Annotated in this window: 7 protein-coding genes and 1 pseudogene; 3 read left to right on the top strand and 5 right to left on the bottom strand. The window is 71.8% G+C overall.

All coding sequences use genetic code 11. The annotated features are described in order from the left end of the window. The 4 genes and pseudogenes from B7X32_RS15615 to B7X32_RS15600 all read right to left on the bottom strand — a co-directional run. Window positions 1-200 (bottom strand): annotated as a pseudogene (locus tag B7X32_RS15615) (acyl-CoA synthetase); the annotation flags it as partial. A 97-nt stretch (window positions 201-297) separates the two neighbouring features. Next, on the bottom strand, window positions 298-1,215 hold the full coding sequence (locus tag B7X32_RS15610) for a 1,4-dihydroxy-2-naphthoyl-CoA synthase (protein ID WP_292721576.1): 918 nt from the start codon (window positions 1,213-1,215) through the stop codon (window positions 298-300). Between the two features lie 29 nt (window positions 1,216-1,244). Further along, a complete protein-coding gene (locus tag B7X32_RS15605; protein WP_292721574.1) occupies window positions 1,245-2,267 on the bottom strand; it encodes a hypothetical protein in 1,023 nt (340 codons plus the stop codon). A 2-nt stretch (window positions 2,268-2,269) separates the two neighbouring features. After that, window positions 2,270-2,605: a helix-turn-helix transcriptional regulator gene (locus B7X32_RS15600; RefSeq protein ID WP_292721571.1), complete on the bottom strand. Its 336-nt coding sequence runs from the start codon at window positions 2,603-2,605 to the stop codon at window positions 2,270-2,272. A gap of 77 nt (window positions 2,606-2,682) precedes the next feature. On the opposite strand from B7X32_RS15600, the gene B7X32_RS15595 reads away from it, so the two are divergent. Then, window positions 2,683-3,696, top strand: coding sequence for a GNAT family N-acetyltransferase (locus B7X32_RS15595; RefSeq protein ID WP_292721569.1), 1,014 nt, complete (start codon window positions 2,683-2,685; stop codon window positions 3,694-3,696). Between the two features lie 205 nt (window positions 3,697-3,901). Beyond that, entirely contained in the window at window positions 3,902-4,891 is a 990-nt protein-coding gene (locus B7X32_RS15590; RefSeq protein ID WP_292721567.1) for an o-succinylbenzoate synthase, read from the top strand. Between the two features lie 22 nt (window positions 4,892-4,913). Here the strand turns inward: B7X32_RS15590 and B7X32_RS15585 are convergent, their stop codons facing one another. Continuing rightward, the gene (locus B7X32_RS15585; RefSeq protein WP_292721565.1) at window positions 4,914-5,534 is read right to left on the bottom strand and encodes a TetR/AcrR family transcriptional regulator; all 621 of its coding nucleotides are present in this window, start codon (window positions 5,532-5,534) and stop codon (window positions 4,914-4,916) included. 136 nt (window positions 5,535-5,670) lie between these two features. Here B7X32_RS15585 and B7X32_RS15580 point away from each other — a divergent pair. Continuing rightward, window positions 5,671-8,285, top strand: a 2,615-nt coding sequence (locus tag B7X32_RS15580; RefSeq protein WP_292721562.1) for an efflux RND transporter permease subunit, incomplete at its 3' end; no start/stop codon positions are given.

Here is an 8,285-nt window from a genome sequence, read left to right as displayed (position 1 = left end):
AGCGCCGCGGCGGAGAGCACGACCCGTTTCGGCAGCCCTGTGGATCCGGAGGTCGCGATGACGACCGCGGTGCCCTCGGCGACCTCGTCCCGGGGGCCCGGCGCGAACCCCAGCGCGAGAGGCGCTGTGCCGTCCAGCGCCCGCGGCACCGCAGCCCCGACCGCCGCGGGATCCGCCCCGTCGATGGCCCGCAGCCTCACCGGGGGCCGCCCGTTCCGCCCGGATTCGACGTGCGCGAATGACTCCATCCACGGTGCAGATCGAGCCACTCGCGCGCTTCGAAACCCGAAGTCATGCTCAGAAGTGCCAGGGGTAGGGGGACCAGTCGGGCTCGCGCTTCTCCAGGAAGGAGTCGCGGCCCTCGACCGCCTCGTCCGTGCCGTAGGCCAGGCGGGTCGCCTCGCCCGCGAAGACCTGCTGGCCGACCAGCCCGTCGTCCACCGCGTTGAAGGCGAACTTCAGCATGCGGATCGCGGTGGGCGACTTCGTGAGGATCGTCCTGGCCATCGCGATCGCCTCTCGTTCGAGCTCGGCGTGCGGCACGACCCGGTTCACGGCGCCCGCCTGCATGGCGCGCTCGGCGGAGTACTCCTCGGCGAGGAAGAAGACCTCGCGCGCGAACTTCTGCCCGGTCTGGCGGGCCATGTACGCGGATCCGTATCCGGCGTCGAAGGATCCGACGTCGGCATCGGTCTGCTTGAACCGGCCGTGCTCGGCGCTGGCGATCGTGAGGTCGCAGACCACGTGCAGCGAGTGCCCTCCGCCGGCGGCCCAGCCGGGCACGACCGCAATGACGACCTTCGGCATGAACCGGATGAGCCGCTGCACCTCGAGGATGTGCAGCCGGCCCGCCCTCGCCTGCTGCTCGGCCGGCACCGTCGCCTCATCCTCGGAGTACTTGTAGCCGTCCCTTCCGCGGATGCGCTGGTCGCCACCGGAGCAGAACGCCCAGCCGCCGTCCTTCGGGCTCGGACCGTTGCCGGTGAGCAGCACGACGCCGATCCGCGGATCCTGACGGGCCTCGTCGAGCGCACGGTACAGCTCGTCGACCGTGTGCGGGCGGAAGGCGTTGCGCACCTCGGGCCGGTCGAAGGCGATGCGGGCGATCCGTCCGTCGTTCGAGACGTGCGCGGTGATGTCGGTGTACTCCCCCGCGCCCGGCGCGAGCGTCCACTCGGCGGGGTCGAACAGGTCGGAGACGGGCTTCTCGGTCACGGATCCAGCCTATTCCGGGTGCCGGTCGATCAGACGCCCGCGGCGACGGCGGCGACTGCGCCGCGCCGCACCCGGCGGAGCTTGAGCCAGCCGTCGGCGATGTCCCAGGCGGAGAACGCCACGAGACCGAAGCCGAGGAGGACGCCGAGTATCCCGAAGACGCCGCCCTGTGCGGCCGATGCCCGCTGGCCCTGCGCGAAGCCCTCGCCGCCCGCCTCCGTGATGAACGAGAGCAGCGAGGGATTGATGAGCTCGCCGCGGAAGAGCAGCGTCAGGGTCGCGGCGGCGAACGCCGCGGCGAGGACCGTGTTGACCACGGCGAGCGCCGTCGTCCAGCGCCGGCGGACGTAGAGCACGATCGCGAACGCCGCCTCCAGCACGATGAAGCCGAAAAGCACGATCCACGGCCACGGCGCCGGGGCGAGGATGGGGATCGGTGCGCCGCCGGTCGGGAAGAACCCGAGGACGCGATCCCACACGATCGCCCCGGCGGCGACCGCCAGGAACACGAGCGAGGCGATCAGGTCCATGCGGCCGGAGCGGGCATCGGCCGACTGCGGCAGCTGATCGGGATTCCAGTCCAGGATCGTGTCGCCCGTGGATCCCGTGCGTTCGAGCGCGAAGAAGACCAGGGTCGTCCAGAAGCCCACGTGGACGATCGTCTGGATCAGCACGGCGATGGCGCTGCCGAAGATCGCGCCCGCAGGCGCACGGGCGATGAGTTGGGCGAGCACGACCCCGCCCACCGCGCAGAACGGCACGATCCAGAGCAGCAGCCGGAGCAGGCGCAGCCAGGCCGCGTAGTAGCGCGGGCCGACCACCCACATCGGGCGGTCGATGAGCGACGAGGCGTACGCGATCGGCTCGCCGAGACCGGCGACGACCGCGCGCTCGGCGGCGTCCCTGTCCTCCCCCTCGGCGACGCGGGGCTCGACCTGCTCGGCGATGGACGCCTCGAGCTCGGCGAGGATCTCGGGCCGTGAGGAGGCGGGGACGGCTCGGCCCACCGCGGCGAGGTAGCGGTCGGCATAGGCGGATGCGGTGGCGGTCATGATCAGCGTTCCCCTTCGGTCAGGGCGGCGGTGGCGGCGGCGATGGCCCGCACGTCGCGGATGAGGGTGTCGGCCAGGCGCAGCCCGGCGTCGGAGGTGCGGTAGAACTTGCGCGGTCGCGCCTCCTCGGTGTTCCACTCGCTCACGAGATAGCCCTGCTTCTCGAGGCGCCGCAGCAGCGGATAGAGCGTGTTGGAGTCGGTCGGGAAGCCGGCGGCGCTCAGCTGCTCGAGCAGGCCGTAGCCGTACCCGGGCTCGCGCAGCAGCCGCAGGCTCGCGAGCACGACCGTGCCGCGCCGCAGCTCCTGCAGGTGTCCGTCGAACTCCTCATCGCTCATGCTCAACACCATATTGTGCGTCACACACTATTGTCAATGACACGATCCCGTCCGTCGCACTCGCATAGCGTGGAGGCATGACGATCGAGATCCAGCCCGTGGACCCTTACGACGATGCGGCGGTGGACGCCTGGTGGGACGTCTACGCGGCCGCGTTGCGCGCCGACCGCGGTGGTAACGCCGTGCTGTGGTCCCTCGAGGAGACGCGCGCCGAGCTTCGGCAGGATTCGGCGACCTTCGAGCAGCATGCCTTCCTCGCGCGGCGCGACGGAACGGTCGTCGGCGCGGCCGCCCTCGCGCTGCCGCTCAAGGACAACGTCCATGTCGCCGATGTCGCGGTGTACGTCGTCCCGGAAGCGCGGAGGACGGGCGTCGGATCCGCTCTTCTCGCCGAGCTGGAGACCCGCGCGATCGCGCGCTCGCGGCGGACGTTCCTGGCGGAGACGGGCTGGGCCGCTTCCGCGGCCGCCGACGGCACGGGGCATCCGGGCGTCGAGTTCGGCCGCAGGCACGGCTACGCGCTCGCACTCGGCGACCGGGAGAGCGTGCTCGACCTGCCCGTGGCAGAGGACCTGCTCGATCGCCTCGCCGCAGGGCTCCCCGACGACGACTACGTGCTGCGCAGCTGGACCGGGCGCGTACCCGACGACGTCGTCGCCGGATGGGCCGAGCTCTCCAGCTCGCTCGACACCGAGGCGCCCATGGGCGACCTCGACATCGAAGCCGCGACTCCCGATGTGGCGGAGATCCGCGAAAGCGAGGAGCTCGTGGCCGCACAGGGCCGCACCTCGTTCTGCGTCGTCGCGCTCGCCCCGGACGGTCGGGTGGCGGCGTACTCGCAGCTCGTGGTCTCCGGGGACGACAGCTCCGCGTACCAGTGGGGCACGCTCGTGCGCCGGGAGGACCGCGGCCACCGCCTGGGCATGCGGGTCAAGCTGGAGAACCTGCGCCGGCTGCAGCAGGAGCTGCCCGGCACTCCGCGGGTCGTGACCTACAACGCGGAATCGAACGAGCACATGCTGGCAGTCAACGTCGCCCTGGGCTTCCACCCCTCCGGGCGCCTCGCCGAACTGCAGAAGCGGATCGGCTGAGGCGCGGATCCGGGCCGGGCCCCCGCGGGACCCGCGACGATCTGCACACGGTGCGACGATCCGCACAGGGATCTGGCGGATCCGTGCGCGCAACGTCGCATGCTGTGCAGATCGTCGCACCCCCGGGCCATCGACGCCCCCCGAGCACGTCCACGCCGTCGCGCCCGAGCGCGGCGGAGCGGATCCCCGGGTGCATGATGGGGGCATGACCCGCCTCCCCGCGCTCCCCGAGATCCTCGACACCGCGCGGGTGGTCGCGCTCCCGATGCACACGCGGTTCCGCGGGGTGGACGTCCGCGAGGCGCTGTTGTTCGAGGGGCCGCAGGGCTGGGCCGAGTTCTCGCCGTTCACCGAGTACGGCGACGCGGAGGCGTCGACGTGGCTCTCCGCCGCGATCGCGGATGCCTGGGCTCCCCGCCCCGCCGCCGTCCGCGACGGGATCCGGGTGAACGCGACGATCCCGGCCGTGCCGGCGGAACAGGTGCCGGGGGTGCTCGCACGCTTCGACGGCTGCCGCACGGCGAAGGTCAAGGTCGCCGAGGCCGGGCAGAGCCTCGCCGACGACGTCGCCCGTGTGCGCGCCGTGCGCGCCGAGATGGGGCCGGAGGGCCGGATCCGCATCGACGCGAACGCCGGCTGGAACGTCGACGAGGCCGAGCGGGCGATCCACGCCCTCGCGCCCTTCGACCTCGAGTACGCGGAGCAGCCCTGCGCGACGGTCGACGAGCTCGTCGAGCTGCGCGAGCGGATCCGCTACCTCGACATCCCGATCGCGGCGGACGAGAGCGTGCGCAAGGCGTCTGATCCGCTCGCCGTCGCCCGTGCGGGTGCCGCGGACCTGCTCGTCATCAAGGCGCAGCCGCTCGGCGGCATCGAGCGTGCGCTGCGGATCGTCGCGGAGGCGGGGCTGCCCGTCGTCGTCTCGAGCGCGCTCGAGACCGCCGTCGGCCTCTCGCTCGGCGCCGCGCTGGCCGCGGCCCTGCCCTCACTCGACCACGACTGCGGACTCGGCACGGCGTCGCTGTTCGCCGACGACGTCGCGGACGCCCGCCCGCACGGGGGCATGGTGTCCGCCGCACGGGTCGTCCCCGATCCGGCAGCACTCGCGCGGCTCGAAGCCCCGGCCGATCGCCGCGACTGGTGGCTGGAGCGCGTCACCCGTTGCCACGGGCTGCTGGCCGCCGAAGAGCGCTGAGCAGAGCGGACGCTCTCGGCGCTCAGCCCAGCAGCAGCGACACCAGCCGGCCGAGCTCGACGCTGCCGGTGCGGCGCAGCTGGGCGTCGTCCTTGCCGGCCATGGCGCCGCGCACGGTCGTGCCCTCCCAGATGATCAGCAGCATGCGGGCGGCGACCTCGGAGTCGACCCGCAGGGAGATCGTGCCGGTCGCGGCGATGTCGTCGATGATCCGGGCGATGCCGGCGACCATCTCCTGCTCCTGCTTGAGATAGGCCTTGCCCCAGGCGTGATCGCGCAGGGCGCGGAGGCGGATCTCGCTCAGCAGCATGACGCCGAGGCGGTCGTCCTTGCCGGTGTCCATGACCTGCTGCACGAGCGTCGTCGCATCGCAGTCCTGGGCGAGCGCACCGGCCTCGTTCAGCTCGGTCACCCTCGCGCGCACGGCGGTCAGGCGCTCGGCCGACACGGATCCGGCGAGTTCGAGGAACAGCTCGTCCTTCGACTCGAAGTTCGAGTAGAACGCGCCGCGCGTGAAGCCGGCGCGCTCACACACGGCCTCGACGGTCGCACCGTCGAGCCCTTCCTCGGCGAACACCAGCGCCGCCGCCTCGAGCAGCCGCGCGCGCGTGTTCTCCCGGCTCCTGGTCGCACTGCCGGTCATCCGCACCTCCTGCGGGCCTCGGGCCCGCGATTCACATCCCGCGCACAGACTATCCCGGCGCCGTCGTCTTACGATACATAGACGTATCGGATACACCAGTGTATCGAACCCGCCCGCACTCCCTCCGGAGGAACCCGTGTCGACTCTCCTCTCCTCGCTCGGCCGCTGGTCGTTCCGGCACCCTTGGCGCGTGCTCGTGGCCTGGCTGCTGGTGCTCGGCATCGCCGGCGGCGCAGCGCTCGCCCTCGGCAAGGGCACGGACAACGCGTTCACGATCCCCGGCACGGAATCGCAGGCGGGCCTGGAGCAGCTCGAGCGCACCTTCCCCCAGGTGAGCGGCACGAGCGCGCAGTTCATCGTCGTGGCCGCGGACGGCGACAGCGTCACCGACCAGGACTACAAGACGCCGATCGAGCGGACCGTGACCGATCTCGGGAAGGTCCACGGGGTCCTCGCGGCGACGAGCCCGTACGACGAGCACGTGACGGGCATGGTCTCCGACGACCACTCCGCGGCGATCGTGCGGCTGCAGTTCGACGGCCAGGCCTCGGACGTCTCGGCCGCCACCAAGGACACGCTGCGCACGGCGGTGAGCGACCTCGAGAAGGAACTGCCCCAGGGCGCGCACGCCGTGATCGGCGGAGATCTCTTCTCGATGTCGATCCCGGCGATCTCGATCACCGAGGGCATCGGCCTCGTGATCGCGCTGCTCGTGCTGATCGTGACGTTCCGTTCGTTCGTCGTGGCGGGCATGCCGCTGCTCACGGCCGTGCTGGGCGTGGGCGTCTCGATGGCCGCGATCTTCGCCGCGACCGCCTTCGCGTCGGTCTCCTCGACCACTCCCCTGCTCGCGCTCATGCTCGGGCTCGCGGTCGGCATCGACTACGCACTGTTCATCGTCGCGCGACATCAGGACCAGGTGCGTGCGGGGGTGGATCCGGAGGAGTCCGCCTCGCGCGCGACCGGCACGGCCGGCTCCGCGGTGGTCTTCGCCGGCATCACGGTGCTGATCGCGCTCATCGGCCTCGGCTTCGCCGGTATTCCGTTCCTCACCACGATGGGCATCGCGGCGGCCGTCGCGGTCATGATCGCCGTGCTGATCGCCGTGACGCTGACGCCCGCGATCCTCGGCTTCCTCAAGGGCCGCGTGGCGGGACGCCCCGCCCGGCCCCGCCGTGCGAAGAAGGGCAAGGCCGAGGCGGCCCCGCGCCGGCCGTTCTCCGAGCGCTGGGTGGGCGGCGTCACCCGCCACCCGGTCCTCGTCGCGGTCGCCATCGTCCTCGGACTCGGGGTCGTCGCCGTCCCCGCCGCGAACCTCGCGCTCGCGCTGCCGAACTCGGGTGTGCAGCCGCAGGGATCCGAGGCGCGGGAGAACTACGACCTCACCGCCGAGCACTTCGGCCCGGGGTTCAACGGACCGCTCATCCTCACCGGCACGATCGTGACGTCGAAGGATCCGGTCGGCCTCATGAAGGATCTGGGCGATGCGGTCGGCAAGCTCCCCGGGGTCGCCGAGATCGCCCTGGCCACCCCGAACCAGACCGCCGACACCGGCATCGTCCAGGTCATCCCGACGACCGCTCCGGACGCCCCCGCCACCGCCGACCTCGTGCGCGAGCTGCGCTCGCACCACGACGAATGGCTCAAGAAGTTCGGGATCGACCTGAAGGTGACCGGGTTCACGGCCGTCGCGATCGACATCTCCGACCAGCTCGGCGCCGCACTACTGCCGTTCGGGATCTTCGTGATCGGGCTGTCGCTCGTGCTGCTGACGATCGTCTTCCGCTCGATCTGGGTGCCCGTCACGGCGGCGCTCGGCTACCTGCTCTCGATCGTGGCCGCGTTCGGCGTGGTCTCCGCGGTCTTCGAATGGGGCTGGTTCGCCGATGCCCTGCACGTCGCACGTGTGGGGCCGATCATCAGCTTCATGCCGATCATCCTGATGGGCGTGTTGTTCGGCCTGGCCATGGACTACCAGGTCTTCCTCGTCTCGCGGATGCGCGAGGACTACGTGCATGACGCGGGCTCCCGCAGCGCCGACCGCGCCGAGCGCCGCGCCGCAGCCCTGCGCGCCGTCCGCGGCGGCTTCACCGGATCCGCGAAGGTCGTCACGGCCGCGGGGCTCATCATGTTCGCCGTGTTCGTGGCCTTCGTGCCCGAGGGCGACTCCTCGCTCAAGCCGATCGCGCTGGGCCTCGCCGCGGGCATCGCGATCGACGCGTTCCTCGTGCGGATGACCCTGATCCCCGCGCTCATGGCGATCCTCGGCGAGCGGGCGTGGGAGATCCCCGCGTGGCTCGAGAGGATCCTGCCGAGCGTCGACATCGAGGGCGAGGCGGTGGAGCGCGAGCGTCACCTGGCCGCCTGGCCCGGCGACGACTCCGTGATCGCCGCCGACGGTCTCGCCGTGTCCGGCGCGATCGACGGTCTCGACCTGCGGGTGCCCGCCGGATCCGCCCTCGTGCTCACGGGACGCGACGGTGCCGTGCGCCGCGCCGTGGCGCTCGCCCTCACGGCGCGCGTGCCCTCCGAGGGCCGCCTGCGCGTGGCAGGCCACCTGCTGCCGGGGCGCGGCGCCTGGGTGCGTGCGCACGTCGGCTGCGTGATCGTGGACGGCGGGACGGATCCGCTCCGCGAACTGCGCGACGCCCTGCGCGGGCGCACCACGCTCGTCGTGATCGACGGCGCCGATCGTCTCACCCTCGCTCAGAGCGAGCAGGCCGTCGCCATGCTGCGCGATGCGACCCGAAA

It is taken from the genome of Microbacterium sp. 13-71-7 (genome assembly GCF_002257455.1).
Lineage (GTDB): Bacteria > Actinomycetota > Actinomycetes > Actinomycetales > Microbacteriaceae > Microbacterium.
The sequence above is the reverse complement of the archived record's forward strand: the minus strand, read 5'-3'. Positions and strand labels throughout refer to the sequence as shown.